The 16,044-nt window shown below is 58.0% G+C and carries 11 protein-coding genes; 8 read left to right on the plus strand and 3 right to left on the minus strand.

The annotated features are described in order from the left end of the window. Nucleotides 1-119: 119 nt before the first annotated feature. Both ACIPR4_RS10210 and ACIPR4_RS10215 read right to left on the minus strand, forming a co-directional pair. Entirely contained in the window at nucleotides 120-1,199 is a 1,080-nt protein-coding gene (locus tag ACIPR4_RS10210; RefSeq protein WP_013568586.1) for an IS30 family transposase, read from the minus strand. A 146-nt stretch (nucleotides 1,200-1,345) separates the two neighbouring features. Further along, nucleotides 1,346-5,884: a glutamate synthase large subunit gene (locus ACIPR4_RS10215; RefSeq protein WP_013568587.1), complete on the minus strand. Its 4,539-nt coding sequence runs from the start codon at nucleotides 5,882-5,884 to the stop codon at nucleotides 1,346-1,348. Nucleotides 5,885-6,179: 295 nt separating this feature from the next. On the opposite strand from ACIPR4_RS10215, the gene ACIPR4_RS10220 reads away from it, so the two are divergent. Genes ACIPR4_RS10220 through ACIPR4_RS10255 form a run of 8 tightly spaced genes read left to right on the plus strand, consistent with a single transcriptional unit; the run spans nucleotide 6,180 to nucleotide 14,075 of the window. Beyond that, nucleotides 6,180-6,620, plus strand: a complete 441-nt coding sequence (locus ACIPR4_RS10220; protein WP_013568588.1) for an arginine repressor — start codon at nucleotides 6,180-6,182, stop codon at nucleotides 6,618-6,620. After that, nucleotides 6,617-7,663, plus strand: a complete 1,047-nt coding sequence (gene argC, locus ACIPR4_RS10225; protein WP_013568589.1) for an N-acetyl-gamma-glutamyl-phosphate reductase — start codon at nucleotides 6,617-6,619, stop codon at nucleotides 7,661-7,663. Before ACIPR4_RS10220 ends, argC begins: the two co-directional genes overlap by 4 nt. Then, nucleotides 7,660-8,442 carry an acetylglutamate kinase gene (gene argB / locus ACIPR4_RS10230; RefSeq protein WP_013568590.1) on the plus strand — a complete coding sequence of 261 codons (783 nt, stop codon included), beginning with the start codon at nucleotides 7,660-7,662 and terminating at the stop codon, nucleotides 8,440-8,442. Before argC ends, argB begins: the two co-directional genes overlap by 4 nt. Beyond that, complete coding sequence (locus ACIPR4_RS10235) at nucleotides 8,439-9,770, plus strand: acetylornithine transaminase (protein ID WP_013568591.1); 1,332 nt, start codon at nucleotides 8,439-8,441, stop codon at nucleotides 9,768-9,770. The genes argB and ACIPR4_RS10235 overlap by 4 nt, the downstream gene beginning before the upstream one ends. Next, nucleotides 9,760-10,866 (plus strand): ornithine carbamoyltransferase, encoded by a 1,107-nt coding sequence (argF, locus tag ACIPR4_RS10240; protein ID WP_013568592.1) that lies wholly within the window; start codon nucleotides 9,760-9,762, stop codon nucleotides 10,864-10,866. Before ACIPR4_RS10235 ends, argF begins: the two co-directional genes overlap by 11 nt. 50 nt (nucleotides 10,867-10,916) lie before the next feature. Beyond that, complete coding sequence (locus ACIPR4_RS10245; protein WP_013568593.1) at nucleotides 10,917-12,131, plus strand: argininosuccinate synthase; 1,215 nt, start codon at nucleotides 10,917-10,919, stop codon at nucleotides 12,129-12,131. Nucleotides 12,132-12,133: 2 nt separating this feature from the next. After that, nucleotides 12,134-13,534 (plus strand): argininosuccinate lyase, encoded by a 1,401-nt coding sequence (gene argH, locus ACIPR4_RS10250; RefSeq protein ID WP_013568594.1) that lies wholly within the window; start codon nucleotides 12,134-12,136, stop codon nucleotides 13,532-13,534. Then, a complete protein-coding gene (locus tag ACIPR4_RS10255) occupies nucleotides 13,524-14,075 on the plus strand; it encodes a GNAT family N-acetyltransferase (protein WP_013568595.1) in 552 nt (183 codons plus the stop codon). Before argH ends, ACIPR4_RS10255 begins: the two co-directional genes overlap by 11 nt. Before the next feature lie 1,149 nt (nucleotides 14,076-15,224). On the opposite strand, the gene ACIPR4_RS10265 is transcribed toward ACIPR4_RS10255, so the two are convergent. Beyond that, the gene (locus tag ACIPR4_RS10265; RefSeq protein ID WP_041586629.1) at nucleotides 15,225-16,031 is read right to left on the minus strand and encodes an ABC transporter ATP-binding protein; all 807 of its coding nucleotides are present in this window, start codon (nucleotides 16,029-16,031) and stop codon (nucleotides 15,225-15,227) included. Nucleotides 16,032-16,044: the final 13 nt, after the last annotated feature.

Here is a 16,044-nt window from a genome sequence, read left to right on the forward strand (position 1 = left end):
TTTTGAATTTAGGGAATAAAACCTGTGCCCTACCCTTTCGCGGCTTTCTCGCGAAAGGGTAGGGTCGCGCGGAGCACACAAACCAGATTCGTCAGGAACGCGAAAAAAGCGGGGTGGATTCATGTTCCAAGTGCAACGTTTTTTACTTTATCTGGGTTTTGCCAGAAGTGTACGAAGTCGAAGTCACCTTGTGGTAGGAAGAGTTCAGCTGGGGCTTTGTTTCCGAGGGATTTTCTGATTCTTGCGTTGAGCTGCATGGCGATTTCGTCGAGTTGCTGCTGGGAGTAGACGCTGAGGTCCTGTCCCTTGGGGAGGTATTCGCGGACCAGGCCGTTGGTGTTTTCGTTGATGCCTCTTTCCCATGGGCTGTGGGGATGGGCGAAGTAGACCTTGACGCCAGACTTCTCTGTGAGGGTGCGGTGCTGGGCCATCTCCCTTCCCTGGTCGTAGGTGAGGGTGAGGCGCATGGGGCTCTGGAAGCGGTTGAGGATGGTGGCGAAGGCGTTGGCGGTGGTCTCGGCGCGACCGTCCTCGAGCTTGACCAGGGCGAGGAAGAGCGTGGTGCGCTCGACCAGGGTGCCGACGCGGGAGCGGTTCATCCTGCCCTTGATGAGGTCGCCCTCCCAGTGGCCGGGAACGAGACGCTCGTCCACCTCGGTGGGCCGCTCGTCGATCAGGGTCATGCCGTCCACGAAGGGCCGCTGGTGGCGGTTGGGATCGCGTGTGCCGCGCTGGGGACGCTTGCGTCGCAGAAGGCGCAGCAGCTCCGTGCGCAGCTCGCCGCGCGGCATGGCGTACAGCGCGGTGTAGATGGTCTCGTGCGAGATGCGCACAGGCTCGGGCATACGTGACAGTGTGGACGCGATCTGGAACGGACTCAAGCGCTGGTGAAGATACCGGCGAACTTCGGTCCATAACGGAGTGCCCGGCACCAGCTTCCGCTCCACGCGGGGCTTGCGATGAGCCTGCCGCGCCCGCTGGCCGGCACGCCGCGCCACGTAGCCGCCGTTGCCCCAGCGACGGCTCTGCGCACTGCTCTCGCAAGACCGCTTCCAGCCGTTGCGGCGCAGCTCCCGCGTCACCGTCGATCGCGAACGCTGCAGACCGGCGGCGATCGCCGCTGGTCTCCAACCCATCTGCAGCTGACTCTGAATCACAACACGTTCAAAATCATCCAGCTGACCATAACAATTCCCCATATACAACACTCCTATCCAGAAATGTTGCACTTGGATCTTGAGACCAGCCAGATCCCTTCACTACGCTACGGGAAGACAAAGAACCGGCATCGCTCCCGTACATCGCAAAAGCGCGATGTACGGGATACCCGGATTTCGGCGCTACATTAAACCTGCGGCTTAGGTGTAAACCGGACGAAGCCTTTCACTACGTTCTCCCAATCCGCCAGCAAAGCCGCCGCCTTACTGCTCTGCGATACCTCTGCATGACGTTCCAGCAGCTTCCGCAGACGTGCCTGCGACGTCGGATCCACCTCAGAGTAAGGCTGAGGCTGCAGGAACTCCTCGTGGTACTGCTTCCGCTTCAGGAAGGACCCATCCGCATCCAACACCCATGCAATGCCGCCTGTCATGCCTGCGCCAAAGTTCATGCCGACGGTGCCAATTACAACCACTACGCCGCCTGTCATGTATTCGCATCCGTGGTCGCCGATGCCTTCAACGACGGTCCATGCACCAGAGTTACGCACAGCAAACCGCTCGCCCGCGCGTCCTGCGGCAAACATGCGGCCCTCGGTGGCTCCATAGAGAGCCACGTTGCCAAGGATCGTGTGCTTGCCACTGTCCTTCGCTGCCAGACCACGCGCACGGAGCACGAGTTCACCGCCGCTCAGGCCTTTGCCTACAAAATCGTTCGCCTGCCCGTCCAGCACGATCCGCATGCCGTCCACTGCGAATGCGCCGAAGCTCTGCCCCGCCGTTCCGTGGACAGTCAACTGCACATCCGGCTTCGCCACTGGCGTTTCTGCCGCGGCGCGCCAGAGCGCAATCTCGCCAGCGATCCGTGCACCGAAGGCGCGATCACGGTTCGCGATCTCGGTCTCGCCCTTGAAAGCGACACCCGCGCGGACAGCTTCCATCGCCGGAGCCACAAACTGCTCTTCCAGAGAAGGCCGCGTCTGGGGCCGGTCATTCCGGACGCCCATCCAGCGAACGTCGCCGCTTGTCGGCTTCGCCAGCATGGCCGTCAGATCGATGCCGCCGTCATGCCGCACCTGCTCCAGCAGATCAACACGTCCCACAGCCGCCTCCAGAGAAGGCAGGCCGTAGCGGGCCAGCAACATCTGTACATCCTGCCCAAGCTGCTCGAAGTAGCGCACGACATGCTCCGGCTTACCGCGGAACTTCGCGCGCAACTCCGGCTTCTGCGTCGCAATGCCTGTAGGACACGTATTCAAATGGCACTGGCGCGCCATGTCGCAACCCAGAACAACGAGAACAGCTGTTCCGAAGGCATACTCATCCGCTCCCAGAAGCGCAGCGATTAGTACATCGCGGGCCGTGGAGAGGCCGCCGTCCGTCCGCAGACGAACGCGACCACGCATGCCGTTTTCGATCAGCACCTGCTGCGCTTCGGCCAGACCAAGCTCCCACGGATTACCCGCGTACTTGATGCTGGAGAGCGCCGCCGCGCCCGTCCCGCCAACGTTTCCGGCGATCACGATGTAGTCGGCATATGCCTTGGCGACACCCGCAGCTACAGTGCCTACGCCGCAGCTGGAAACCAACTTCACGCCGACAGCAGCACGAGGATTCACGGTCTTCAGATCGTGGATCAGTTGTGCCAGATCTTCGATCGAGTAGATGTCGTGATGCGGTGGAGGAGAGATCAGCGGCACACCCGGTTGCGCATGACGTAACCGCGCGATTAGGCCGCTCACCTTGTGTCCTGGCAACTGTCCACCCTCACCCGGCTTCGCGCCCTGTGCCACCTTGATCTCGATTTCTTCGGCGTGGGCAAGATACTCCGCTGTGACACCAAAGCGACCTGAGGCTACCTGCTTGATCTTGTTGTTGAGATGCGTATGCACGGCCGGGGCCTGAACCAGAGGCTCCATGACGGCTACGCCGCCGCTTGCATCCTTGCGTGCTACCTGGACGAACGAACCGGCCTCACCTGGCTCCGGAACGCGACGGTTCGATGGATGCAGACGATACACATCCGAATCCTCACCGCCTTCGCCCGTGTTCGACTTGCCACCCAGCGTGTTCATCGCCATCGTGATCGTCGAATGCGCTTCAGGACTTAAAGACCCAAGGCTCATCGCGCTCGCGACAAAACGCTTGTACATTGTTTCGGGCTTCTCCACTTGGTCGAGCGAAAGCTCTGGCCCGGCGGGGCGAATCTCAAGGAGTTCGCGCAACACATTGGGATCGTGCTCTTCCGTGTTTTTCGAATACATCTGGAACGCCGCGCGCGCATCGGTCGGAGGCGGCATATTGCGTGCGCTTCCAACGACGCTCTGCAGAGCCTTCACGTTCTGCGGCTGCCACATGTGCGGCTCGCTCACATCCGCCCGGCGGAACTTCACCCAACCGTAGTCGGGCAGGTCGTCGCGCTTCGCATCGGCAACTGCTGGCGTGAGTGCTGCTCCCCATTGCTGCCGAAGCTGCTGTTCCAACTCCGCATATCCGATGCCGCCGAGCGGCGCAGGCGTCTGCGGGAAACAACGGTCAACGACTTTCTTGCTGAGTCCGAGAATGTCGAACTGATACGCACCGCGATAGCTGTCTACCACGCTCACGCCCATCTTCGACATGATCTTGGCCAGACCGGCATCGAAGGCGCGCAGCATCTTCTTCTCTGGGATCTGTGGGTTGTCGCCTTCGCCCGCAGTGAGACGCGCCGTCTCAAGCGCAAGCCACGGGCAGACTGCTCCTGCGCCATAGCCGATCAGCACGGCCGCGTGATGTACGTCGCGAACGTCGCCCGCCTCAACCACAATGCCTGTCTTGGTCCGCAGTCCTGCCGCAACAAGCGCCTGCTGCACGACGCTCAGCGCGATTGCCATCGGGATCGGCAGCTTTTCATTCGTCGCGCGCTTGTCGGTCAGAAGAAGAATCTCCGTGCCACCCTCTACCATCTTGACCGCATTCGCGCAGAGGTCTTCGATGCCGTCTTCCAGAGTAGAACTTGCAAGGAAGAAGCAGTTCAACTCATTCATCCGTAGTTCTGCGTGAGGATACTTGCCCTGACGCAGCGCCTGCATTTTACCGAGAGAGATAAACGGAGATGCCAGAGCCATGCCCAGCAAAGGAGCATTCTTGTCCAGCATGTGCGACCACGGTCCAAGACGCGTATGCAGTGAAACCACGCAGGCTTCGCGCAGAGGATCGATCGCAGGATTGGTCACTTGCGCGAACCTCTGACGGAAGTAGGCGTATACGGGCCGCGGAGCCTTTGCGAGATAAGCCAGAGGCGTATCGTCACCCATGGACCACACGGCGTCCTTGCCATCCACAGCCATCGGCTGTAGCACCATGCGCACATCTTCCTTCGTATAGCCGAAGTTGCGCTGGGCCTGCTGTACCTCTTCTACAGCCGTCGGGATCAGGTCGACCCAATCGGCGGAGACGGTTTGGTCATCGGCCATGGCGGCGTACGTTGGATCCGAATCGAAGAGATCCAGAAGGGCCTCGTTCTCGTAGAGCATCTTCTTTTCGAGATCGAGCACAAGCATTTCGCCCGGTCCCAGGCGTCCAGTGTGAACGACCTCGTTCGGATCGAGGTCCACAAGACCTGCTTCAGAGCCAGCAACAACGAGACCGTCGCTTGTTACGGCGAAACGACAAGGACGCAGACCGTTGCGATCCAACGCCGCGCCGACGTACCGTCCGTCCGTGAAGCCAAGCGCCGCAGGTCCATCCCATGGCTCCGTGATGTCCATGTGATATTTCAGGAATGGAGAATCGCGCTCCACCATGGCTGCGGGCAACAGAATGCGAATCGCCTCAGCAACTGTGCGTCCATTACGGGTCATGAGTTCGATCGTTTCATCGAGGCTCGTTGAATCTGTTCCACCCTGCGTCAGGATGGGCATGCACTCCTGCGGCAGCGTAGAGTAGCGTGCTTCCATGCGGGCGCGGTTACCCCAGACCGTATTGATCTCTCCGTTGTGCGCCAGCAGCCGTCCCGGCTGCGCACGGTGCCATGTCGGCGTGGTATTCGTCGCGTATCTCTGATGAAAGAGAGCGAACGAAGTCAGATAGCTCTCGTCCTGTAGATCAGGAAAGAACTCCGGCAGCAAGCGTCCAGCGCACATCGCCTTATACACAAGCGTCCGCACAGAGAGCGAGCAGATGTATCCTTCGACTTCGCCTGCCTCGCGGCGACGCTCGAACTCTTTGCGGGCAAGATACAAACGACGCTCGATCGCTTCGGTCTCTTCACCGCTGGCGTCGGTCAACAGGAGCTGACGAATCTTCGGCATCGTCTCCAGCGCGATCTCGCCGAGCACCTCGGGCCTTACCGGAACATCACGCCATCCCAGAACTTCAAAGTCCTGATTCTTGACGCACGCATCCAGAACATCGCAGGTTTTCTCGCCTTCGAGAAAAACCATGCCCACACCCAGCGGCTTGGCAGCGTCGAGTGCAATACCTGTTACGCGCAGAAGAAGGTCGCGCGGAATTGCAGCCGTGATGCCGACACCATCCGAGCTCTTACCATCGGCAGCAACGGCGCCGCGATGTGCAAGACGAGCCAGCGCCGTAAGAGCGTCTTTCAAGATCACATGGGAGGGGATAGCAGTTGTGGTCGCAACAAATCCAACGCCACAAGAGTCGTGGTCAAACTTGGCATCAATCAACGAGGGGCCGGCAAAGCGGCGCGGCGTGGAGACACCGGTGGCTTGCGTGGCCTTCATGGCCGCGCTTCGCAAACTAGAGTTACAGGATTCCATACTTCAATATACGTCGCATTCCAGTCATCTGCCATGGGTCGAATGCCTCACAGGCATGGTTTTTTGTGGCTCTTGACTTATTCCCTGTGAATATTTATACATAGATATGCATTTTTATGCAGAAAAGGGCGTGGCCGCTCATGGCCGCGCTTTTTTACCTCAGAAAACATGCTTTTGCGGCGATTCCGGTCGCATTGATTTCGAAATTAGATGCCTTTTACTCAATTTGCTCGATTCAGAATCGGACTGTATAAACTGCATGAAACAGCAACGGCACGGCTCAATTCGCACACTTTTGGAGACTTCCACCGTCACCAATCAGGATGATTTGCGCAAGAAGCTGGCTAAGCTAGGCTTCATCGTCACGCAGGCTACGCTCTCTCGCGATATCCACGAACTCCGCATTTACAAAGGACCAAACGGCTATGCCCTGCCCTCAACGGTAGTCGAAGAAGACGACGAAGACCCCGGCATTAAAGAGACACTGGAAAACTTCGGACTCAAGGTTCGGCAGGCACAGAACCTCCTCGTCGTGATCACCACCACTGGAAGCGCGCAGCCTATCGCTGCAGCTCTGGATTACGAGGACTGGCCCGAGGTCATCGGAACGATTGCAGGCGACGATACAGTTCTCGTCATCTGCAAAGACAGTAAAGAAGCAGGCACGCTCAAGGCGCGCATGGAAGGAATGATCGGTTGAAGCACGTAAAGGCAGCAGTTGCGGGAGTCACAGGATACGCAGGCGCGGAGCTGGCGCGGCTCCTATTGGCGCACCCCTACGCCGACCCCATCTTCCTGGGACGCATGGGATCGACGGAAACGACCTCGCTTACGGATCTGCACCCTCAGCTCGCACGGAATGATGGCAAGCCTTCACCGGAAGTCGTCCCCTTCGATTGGGAACTTCTGCGTGCGCAACAAGTCGATTTCCTCTTCCTCGCCACGCCGCACGAGCAGTCCCGCGAGTGGGCGCCTGTTGCCATTGCAAATGGCCTGCGCGTCATCGATCTCAGCGGCGCATGGCGGCTGCACGATCCCGCGAATGCTGCTGTGTACAAGCTTGAAGATCATGATCCATCCGCCGCCGCGAAGCTGCAGGCCGAGACCGTATACGGTTCACCCGAACTGCATCGCGCAGAGATCAAAGATGCGCGCATGGTGGCGAACCCCGGCTGCTATGCGACCTCTGTGATTCTTGCGCTTGCGCCTCTGGTGCAGGCGAACGTCATCGACCTCTCGCGCGGCATCGTGGTCGATGCGAAGTCAGGCGTCTCCGGTGCGGGCAAGGCTCCCACGACAAAGACGCACTTTATGTATGCCGCGGACAATCTCTCCGCCTACGCCGTGCATGGACATCGCCATACCGGTGAATTGCTGGAGCAGCTACATCTCACGTCGGAAGATATCCGCTTTACGCCGCATCTTCTGCCGATTCCGCGTGGCATTCTGTCGTCCATCTATCTGCGCCTGCGCGAAAAGAGCACGCCCGCAGCGGTGGATGCGATCCTGCGGGATTTCTACAGGAATTCGCCGATGGTGCGCGTGCATGCGCCCGGCGATCTGCCCCAGATCCAACATATTTTGCGCACAAGCTACTCGGACATCGGCTTCGATCTTGCGCCGAACGGACGCGATCTTCTCGTCGTCTCGTGCCTGGACAACTTATTGAAAGGTGCTGCGTCTCAAGCGGTACAGAACATGAACGTGATGTGCGGATTCGATGAAGCGGAGGGTCTGCGATGAAGTTTGTTGTGAAGCTCGGCGGCGCAGCTCTTGAAAAGCCGGAGCTGCTGATTGCGATTGGAAAGGCTATCACCAATCTTGTTGCCGATGGCAACCAGGTGGCGATCGTGCATGGCGGCGGCGTGCAACTGACGAAGACGCTGGCGCTGATGGGCAAGAAGAGCGAGTTTATCTCCGGCCTTCGCGTAACGGATGCAGAGACGCGCGACGTCGCGTTGATGGTGCTTGCGGGGCGCGTGAATAAGTCCCTGGTTGCGGCGCTTGGACAGCAGGGTCAGTCGGCCGTGGGTATCAGCGGCGGCGATGGCCACGTCTTTCGTGCGCGGAAGAAGAAAACCACGCCGGACCTCGGCTTCGTGGGCGAGATCGCGGCCACCGATCCGCGCTGGCTGGATGCGATCTGGAAGATGGGCGCGGTGCCAGTCATCAGCTCAATTGCGCTCGGTTTTGACGGTGAGTACTACAACATCAATGCGGATGAGATGGCGGCGGCCTGCGCCATTTGCACCCATGCGGATGCGCTGGTCTTCCTGACGGACGTTCCCGGCGTCAAAGGTGCAGATGGTTCTGTGATGCGCTGGCTTTCCTTGAAAGAGATTCCAGCGCTGGAAAAGCAGGCCGTGATCAGCGGCGGCATGTTGCCCAAGCTGAACGCATGCCGCGATGCCCTTCTGGGCGGCGTCAAGCGCGTACGAATTCTGCCAGCGGAAGCGGCAGCAGTGTTGCCCGACCTGTGCACGTCTCGGGTAAATGACGGCACGGAGGTGATGGTGGCATGAAGAGTTCGACAACGATCAACAGCGCAACACGGAACGAGACTGGATTGAAGACCGGAGGGACAGCCCAGATGAACCTGGTAGCGACGCAGGCGGCAGAGAAGAAGCTGATGGTACAGACCTATGATCGTCATCCCGTCATGTTTCAAAGCGGTGAAGGTGTTCGCCTCCGCGACGTCGAAGGGAATGACTACCTCGATCTTCTGAGCGGCATCGGCGTCTCCGCACTTGGCTACGCGCATCCTGCGATCACGCGTACCATCGCCGAACAATCTGCCAAGCTGCTGCATACGTCTAACCTTTTCTTCCACGAAGGCACCGCCAATCTCGCGATGAAACTTACGGAGATCACTGGCATGGACCGCGTCTTCTTCTGCAACAGCGGAACGGAAGCCTGGGAGGCGGCACTCAAGCTGGCACGCGCCCACGCTGATCTTCTGCGCAGCGAAGGGAAGACCATCGGGACACGGATCATTGCTCTCGAGCACAGCTTCCATGGACGCACTATGGGATCGGTTGCCACGACGCACAAGGCGAAGTACCGCGAGCCATTCGAACCGGTTATGCCAGGCGTCGAGTTTGTTCCCTTCAACGACGTAGAAGCCCTTCGCGCTGCCTTCTCGAACGAGATTTGCGCGATCTGTGTTGAGCCTCTGCAAGGCGAAGGTGGTATTCACGGCCTGTCGCAGGAGTTCTTTGCCACCGCACGCGAGCTGTGCGATTCCACCGGCGCACTCCTGATGGCAGACGAGATCCAGAGCGGCATGGGACGTACTGGAAAGTGGTGCGCGTATCAGCACTATGGCATCCAGCCCGACGTGACCACGCTGGCTAAGCCGCTTGCCGGTGGTCTGCCGATGGGAGCGATGCTTTGCACGGAAGAAGCTTCTCGTGCACTGACTCCTGGGATGCATGGAACCACCTTCGGCGGTGGCCCGCTGGCATGTGCCGTGGCTTTGACCGTAATCGACACGATTGAGCGCGAGAAGCTTCTCACACATGTCGTAGAAACAGGCGCTTACTTTGTGGAGAAGCTGAATGATCTCGCCAAGAAGCATGACTGCATTACGGATGTTCGAGGCATGGGCCTAATGCTTGGCATCGAGTTGAACTCCGCAGACCTCGCGGGTCAGATCGTCAAGACGCTGTTGGAGCATCGCGTTCTCATCAATCGCACCAGCGAGACGGTGTTGCGCTTCCTTCCTCCTTTTATCCTGACGCGTGCGGATGTGGATGAAGGTATGGCGGCGCTTGACTCAGCGATGACACAGTTGACGCCAGCCTACGCAGAAACGGGACGTCTCGCTGGGGAGCATGGGCATGGGGACTAAGACACTGGTAATGCAACCGAAGATGAACGAGGAAGTGGGAAAGAGCATGATGGGAACAAAGTCGAGCGCCGTCCTGGGGATCCAGTCCGATGCTGCTTTCATGGAAGCAGCGAAGCAGTTGCGTGGGCGCGATCTGTGCTCTATCGCCGACCTGTCCGTGCAGGAACTCGCTGCGATCATGGAACTGGCACACGCCGTAAAAGCTCATCCGGAAGACTTCCGTCACGCCCTGGATGCCCAGCAGATGGTGTTGATCTTCGAGAAGGCTTCCCTACGCACGCGCCTGACCTTTGAAGCCGCGGTGAATACCTGCGGCGGCAATGCGATCTTTGTCGACCAAACACAATCTCCTCTAGGTGAACGCGAATCGCTGGGCGACATGGCGCACAATCTTGAGCGCTGGATGAACATCATCGTGCTGCGTACTTACTCCCACGATACAGTGCTGGAGATGGCAGCAACAAGCAAGGTACCCGTCATCAATGCGCTCTCCGATTACGAGCATCCCTGCCAGGCAATTGCGGATTTCTTCACACTGGAAGAGAAGTTCGGATCGTGCGAAGGCTTGAAGTTCACCTACGTTGGTGACGGAAACAACGTGTGTCATTCGCTGATTCTGGCTGGGGCCCTGCTCGGTGCACACTGCACCGTGGCGACACCCAGAAACTACGAACCAAAGCTTGAGATCATCCACAAGGCGATCGCTATCTGCGAAGAGACTGGCGGAAGTCTGCAGCTCACGCATGATGCGATAAAGGCGGCGACCGGGGCCGATGCGATCTACACAGACGTCTGCATCTCGATGGGCCAGGAGCATGAGGCAACCAAGCGCGCACCCATCTTCAAGCCCTATCAGGTCAACGAAGCACTGATGGCACAGGCCTCAGAACACGCGGTCTTTATGCATTGTCTTCCTGCGCATCGCGGTGCCGAAGTGACGGATGCGGTGATGGATTCACCACAGGCTGTCATCTTCGACCAGGCGGAGAATCGTCTTCACGCGCAAAAGGCTCTCATGCTCATGCTGCTGGGCGGAGCGAAGCGGATCCAGCGGAAGCGCGGACCAGATGGCAAGAAGCGCACCACGCTGGCATAGGAACGCTGGCCCAATTTTACGAACAAGATTGAATTACTGAAGGAGTAGTTATGGCGGAGAAGGTTGTTCTTGCATATTCGGGTGGTCTGGATACTTCGATCATCATTCCGTGGCTCAATGAGAATTATGGCTATGACGTTATCGCCTACATCGCAGATGTAGGTCAGGGCGAAGACATCGATGCAGTCGTAAAAAAGGCCTATGCCACCGGCGCTAAGAAAGCCATCGTCAAGGATCTACGCGAAGAGTTTGTGACTGACTATGTTTGGCCGACAGTTCGCGCGGGCGCGGTATACGAACATAAGTATCTGCTCGGCACGTCCATTGCCCGCCCTGTTATCGCGAAGCATCAGGTGGAAGTTGCTCTCGCCGAAGGCGCAACAGCTCTTGCTCACGGATGCACTGGTAAGGGGAACGACCAGGTGCGTTTCGAGCACGCGTTTCAGGCTCTCGCTCCCGACCTCAAGGTGATAGCGCCGTGGCGTGAGTGGAACCTGACCTCGCGCGAAGAGTGCATCGACTACGCCGCAGCACGTGGCATTCCGGTCGAAGCGAGCCGCACGAAGATCCATTCGCGTGATCGCAATCTTTGGCACGTCTCGCACGAGGGCGGCGAACTGGAGAGCATCATGAACGCTCCCCTGCCCACGACGTGGACAATGACGAAATCGCCGCAGGATGCGCCTGACCGTGACGAACTGGTGGAGATCGGCTTTGAGCAGGGTGCACCTGTGTCGATCGATGGGCAAAAACTAACTCCGGTCCAGATCGTCGAACTTCTAAACGAGATCGGCGCGCGCAACGGTGTGGGACGTATTGACCTGGTGGAGAACCGCCACGTTGGGATGAAGAGCCGCGGAGCGTATGAGACTCCCGGCGGCACGCTCATCGTTACGGCGTTACGCGAGATTGAAGCGTTAGTGCTGGACCGCGAAGTCGCGCATTACAAGGAAGTACTTTCGGCCAAGTATGCCGAGCTGGTGTACTTCGGTCTTTGGTTCACGCCTCTGCGCGAGTCACTCGATGCGTTCTTTACGGAGAGCGCAAAGAACCTTACGGGTAGCGTGAAGCTGTCGCTCTACAAGGGCAACGTGAATGTCGTCAGCCGCCAGAGCCCGTTTTCGCTGTACTCCACGGATCTTTCCAGCTTCACGATGGGCGAGAGCTATGACCAGAAGGATGCTGCTGGCTTCATCAAGATCCTTGGCCTTCCTGCGCGGACACGTGCACGCATGCTGCAACAGGTGAAAGAGGTTGTTAAGTGAAGATGTGGTCGGGCCGCTTTCGCGAGCCCTTGAACACGGCGTTTGAACAATGGCAACGTTCGTTTCCGTTTGACTGGCGGCTTCTCCCACAGGAGATTGCCGCCAGTAAGGCGCATGCGCGCATGATTGCCGCTGCGGGCATTCTGACAGACGCAGAGCTGGCTGAGATCCTTCGCGGACTTGCGCTTGTTGGGGAGTCGGCTACGAAGGGCGATGTCGTCGTATCCGAAACACCGCAGGCTGAAGACATTCATCACTTCGTTGAGCTTGAATTGACGAAGCATATCGGTACGCTGGCATTGAAGCTGCATACGGGACGGAGCCGGAACGAACAAATCGCGACGGACCTGCGGCTTTTTACCCGCGATGCCATCGATGCTGCGTTGCGTGATCTGGCAAACTGGGCTGAGGCTCTGGTCTCACTCGCAGAGAGCGCGGGCGATGCCGTGATGCCCTCGTATACGCACCTGCAGCGCGCAGAGCCGGTTCTTGTGTCGCACTGGCTATTGGCTTATGTTGAGATGATTCTTCGCGATGCTTCACGCTTTGCTGATGCACGCAAGCGCCTAAACCTTTGCCCGCTAGGCTCTGGCGCGATTGCAGGCGCAACACTGGCCCTTGACCGGACGATTGCCGCTGCGGAGTTGGGCTTCTACGCTCCAACGGCGAACAGCATGGACGCGACGAGTGATCGCGACTTCGCTCTGGAGTTTGCCCAGGCTGCTTCTACGCTTGGTCTGCATATCTCTCGCTTTGCGGAAGAGTTGACGCTGCACGCAACGGCAGAGTTCGGATTTCTCGATTTGCCTGAAGCGTTTTCTACCGGCTCGTCGGCGATGCCACAGAAGAAGAATCCCGATCTCACCGAGCTGATCCGCGGCAAGAGCGGGCGCCTTCTGGGCGCGGTCACGACGCTGTCTATGATTCTTAAGGGACTTCCGCTGGCCTACAACAAGGACATGCAGGAGACGCAGGAGGCCACTTTCGAAGTGGCAGCCACGCTAGGGGGCATGCTACCTCTACTGGCGCCATTCACCAGCGCGCTGAAGTTCCGCTTCGATCGCATGGAGGCTGCCGCCCAGGCTGGCTATCTCAACGCGATGGCTGCGGCGACCTATCTCGTTTATAAGGGGGTTCCCTTCCGTACGGCGCATGAAAAGATTGGCCACGCGGTGCGCTTTGGCCTGGATAGCGGACGCGAACTGAATGACTTGGCGGTATCGGAGCTAAAGCAGTTTGGCGAAGAGTTTGGAGATGATTTCCATGACTCCATTACCCTCCGCGCAACGGTAGACTGCCACGACGTGATTGGCGGAACGGCGACGAAGCGCGTGCGGGAAGCGCTGGTTTCCGCACGCGAGCGTGTCCGTGCGATGCTTAAGGAACAGGATCATGGCCGCTAGCATTCGCAAAGCCCGTCTCCAGGACGCGGCGAACATCTTCGAGGTCGTCAATTCGCTTTCGGGCGATGGTACGCTCCTCCGCCGAAATTACGCCGAAATCTGCGAAAACGTGCGTGATTTCCATGTAGCGGAGAGTGAAGCCGGGATCTTTCTCGGCTGTGGTGCACTGCATCTCTATGGGCCGCATCTCGCCGAGGTCCGTTCGATTGTGGTGAAGCCCGAGGCAAAGGGTCAGGGCGCAGGCGGCCGCTTATTGAAAGCTCTACTGGATGAGGCCGAGGAGCATGGAATCCAGTCCGTGTGTCTTTTCACGCGCATCCCGGACTTCTTCTTCCACTATGGCTTTCGCATCACGATGGATCGGACGGCGCTTCCGGACAAGATTTACAAGGACTGCCAGAACTGCCCTCGTCTGCATGCCTGCGATGAAGTGGCGATGGTGCGTGGCCCGATTCCACGGGTAGCCGTCCTGGGTCCGAGCAAAATCAAGCAGCCGGAACTTGTTCCTTTGCAGATTGCTTTTACTGGGACAGATCACTAAAGCCGATCATCGGACGTTTTGCATTCGATCGTCGTATTTTTTCATCTGAATGCTGACAAGATCGTTGGTCTTTTCGAGGGCGGACTGGGTATTCGCGTCCAACTGATTCCAAAACGGAAAGCCTGTCGAGTTTCTATCGTGGTCTGGTCAATTTCACCATTCTCAAGAACCATCGCCGCGCTTAGGAGGGTGATGGATTTTTCCTGAGGAACCATCTTGGCCGTACGGACTCGATACCGGATATCGGTGCAAGCATCAAGGTGAGCCTTGTCTCCAAGTCCCCACCCTATCTGATTCCGGCGACACGCGGCTGGCGTTCGGTAGAACGTAAACAACGTGATCGTATAATATCCGCGATCAAAATAATCGCGATAGTTAAGTTTCAACCAATCGGGGTTGGAGAGGTCGGGAATATAAATTTCTACATCCTTCTCCGTCCCGACAAGCAGAGGGGCTGTCCATTGCTTCGTCTCGTCCAGAACCTGAGCTGGTTTACCGAAAGCTCCTCGCTGGATTACCTGTTGCCCAGAGATTGAAGCCCAGGATGTTCCGGCCAAAAAGAGCACTATTGAAAGACGGTGCTTAGAGCAAGTCGTTCCGAAGCACATCGGTAAATCTCTCCTCAAATGACTACTTTGCTGGCATCTAGCTTACCGGGATTTAATGCCTGGAGTCTCAAAAGTCTTTATCCATTTGAGCTAACAAAGAAGGGGGAAGACCTCGTGCGGTTTCCCCTTCTTGTTTAGCAATAGTGATGCGTGCAGAAGATCGGCAGATTTCCAGAAGTTTATTACTCTCGCTTTCAGTGATTTAGAGGAAGAGATGAAAACTGAAAGGCTTGGCAGGATTTCGATGCAGGCAAGCAAATCAGATCCCTCGCTTCGCTACGGGTGACAGACTCAACACACCCTGATCGAATGACGCACTCATGCCACAACCGAGCGCGAAAAGAAGGAAGGGCCGGATGCTCACCCATCCAGCCCTTCCCTTTTGCCCCCGGCGTCAGTTATCAGCCCAGGACAAAACCAGTCGAACCGGGTGGAATGCTCAGTCCTTGGAAGAAAGAGCGGGATACCCGGCACGATCACACGCACGTTGCGTATGAGATGAGACGGGGGTCTGGCGATGGGGTTTACAAGGATTAGTAAATTACCAGGCGTGGAAAAAACCTTCTCGCTCGTGCAGGTCGACGTCAATACCGAAGAGCATGCGTAGATTTTCTTTAGTCAAGAGCGTTTGTTTACTGCCATCAGCGACGATCCGCCCTTCACGCATCATCACAACGCGATCGATCTCAGGGATGATGTCCGCGATATGATGCGTGATGAGGATGAGCCCCGTTCCCTGCTGCGCAAGCCGACGCATGGTGTTGCGGAGTTCACGTTGAGCTGCAAGATCAAGCGCGTTCGAGGGCTCGTCAAGCAGCAGCATACGGTTTCCTGCGGCGTCCGTATCTGCGCCAACAAGTGCCCGCCCGATCATGATGCGGCGCTGCTGCCCGGCAGACATCTCACCGACGAACTTGTCCTTAAGTGATTCTGCGTCGAGGAGATGCAGCACTTCTATCGCGCGGGAACGCATCTCATCGGTCACGGTAAGGTTGGGCCACAGCGTTGAGGACGAGAAGAATCCTGAGAGCACGGCGTCCATGCCGGTGGTCGTGCGTGTGGGCTTGCCGGGGAGCTCGGGTGCGACCACGCCGAGACGCTTGCGCAGTTCGGTGAGGTCCCATCGCTCGCGGCCAAAGAGACGAACATACAGCTCCGGTTGCACGAGCGGATAGATCTCGCAGGTCATCGCTTTGATCAAAGTCGATTTACCGCAGCCGTTGGGCCCGAGAATAGCGATGTGCTCGCCACGTGCGATCTGCAGATGGATGTCGTGGAGAACCGTGGTGGTTCCACGGGCGATATTGACATTACGAAAATCGAGAAAAGGTTCGACGTTGAGGCTCACGTTCTCAGGATAA

It is taken from the genome of Terriglobus saanensis SP1PR4 (assembly GCF_000179915.2).
In the GTDB taxonomy this organism is placed as follows: domain Bacteria; phylum Acidobacteriota; class Terriglobia; order Terriglobales; family Acidobacteriaceae; genus Terriglobus; species Terriglobus saanensis.